General features: G+C 40.5%; 1 protein-coding gene and 1 pseudogene. One reads left to right on the top strand and one right to left on the bottom strand.

The window, feature by feature from the left end:
* Positions 1-74: 74 nt before the first annotated feature.
* Positions 75-188, bottom strand: a pseudogene (locus QUA40_RS28655) (IS1/IS1595 family N-terminal zinc-binding domain-containing protein); the annotation flags it as partial.
* 672 nt (positions 189-860) lie between these two features.
* Between QUA40_RS28655 and QUA40_RS28650 the strand changes: the two are divergent.
* Positions 861-1,106, top strand: coding sequence for a hypothetical protein (locus QUA40_RS28650; protein ID WP_333132085.1), 246 nt, complete (start codon positions 861-863; stop codon positions 1,104-1,106).
* Positions 1,107-1,627: the final 521 nt, after the last annotated feature.

Here is a 1,627-nt window from a genome sequence, read left to right as displayed (position 1 = left end):
GCGGCGATGAATGATGACTATATGATGCAGATTCTCAAATGCTTGTGTCAAGCCTGATTAAGATGCTCTTACCCTGGTTGGTAATTCTCTATAAATTGTCTACCGCAACGGACACAAATCAAGTTCTGTTTGCCTTTTTTATGTCCATTTTTATTGAGTTCAGTTGACACGCATTCTGGGCATTGCATAAGCTAGGATTTCACTCAGTTTTATTTTTTTGGCGCTCTGGCTACGCCCCGCTACGCGATCGCACTATTAAGTGATCATACCCTAATTCACCAACGCAAAAAAAACAAGCTCTGGGTCTCGACTGTTGTAAAAAATAGCTTTCCGGAGATTTTAGCCTTTATTTCAGGAGATCGGTCTTCAGAAACATTTAAACCGTTATGGAAGATTATGCCGGGATGGGAATGTTTTTTTATGTGAGCGATGGCTATGTAGTTTATCTGCAATTTATTAATCAGGGTGCTCGTATAGTCAGCAAAACCTATATGAGAGGCGCGTGAAGGAGAAAATACTCGGCGCTCGGCATCCTGATAGCTCGCCTAGGGCGAAAAACTTTATGTTATTCAAAATCCTCATTCATGTTAGAAATTTCCCTTAGCCTGGTTATTTACTACTTAAAACACAAGACCGTGCCCTTGCCGTCTTGAATCCCCCCAAATTCTGCAACGCCAAATTTCAGGGTGAAATCAGAAACATTAAGCGAATTAACAACAAATTTAATTAGAGAATTCGGAGCGGTCAGATATTCCTGAGCGATCGCTTGCTTGACGAAGGTGAAGTTCCGGATGTGACGACAAAAACAGAAGCTATTGAGGCTGCCTTGCAACTGGCAAGACGTATCAAGAAAGCAAGCAATGCTTGCGATTGAATTAAAAGCTATTGGTGAGGAACTATATGTCAAGTGGGTTGATTTAGAGGGAAATAATAACGGTGATAAGGGGTACTATGGAATCTTTCACAAAGGAGTACAGCAAACTGCTGTAAAAGCTGCTTCATCTCAAGATGTTCAAGCAGTATTAGAACACCTAAAAACTCTTAAATTAAAACGTCTTCTGATAGATTGCGGATATGTCTATCCTGACTGGCAATCAGAACTGTAAATTTCTTAACGTGAGCGCACAGCTCGGCACGCACAGAATTACTGAATAGGGCGAATGAGTGAATTTTGGTCTATCTTTTTTAGCTTACAGCAAATTGATATCAAATGTACCACAACAATCTTAAAATAGAGAGGTCAAAAAAGGTGATAGACATGGCAGCAGCATATTCCCTTGACTTACGGAAAAAATATTAAGTGCATGGCAAAACCCAGAAGGCTCACAAAGAGAACTAGCACAAAGATTTAAAGTTAGCTTGGCATTTATACGCAACTTTCTACGTCGGTATCGAGAGACAGGGGACATAGCCCCGAAGCCCTAAGGGGGAGCTCGTCGTTCTAAAATTGGTAGTGATGCAATGTAATGTTAAAGCTGTAAACTATAATAGTCAATAATTTTAAGGATTCTAATGAACTGTCCAAAAGGTAAATTAGAGCGGCTCTCCTAAGTTTATGGTGATAAACAAACCGCATATCCTTACTCCAAGGGCATCACAGAATCGCGAACAGTTGTGTCTGATACCG

This window comes from Microcoleus sp. Pol11C3 (assembly GCF_036701485.1).
Lineage (GTDB): Bacteria > Cyanobacteriota > Cyanobacteriia > Cyanobacteriales > Microcoleaceae > Microcoleus.
The sequence above is the reverse complement of the archived record's forward strand: the minus strand, read 5'-3'. Positions and strand labels throughout refer to the sequence as shown.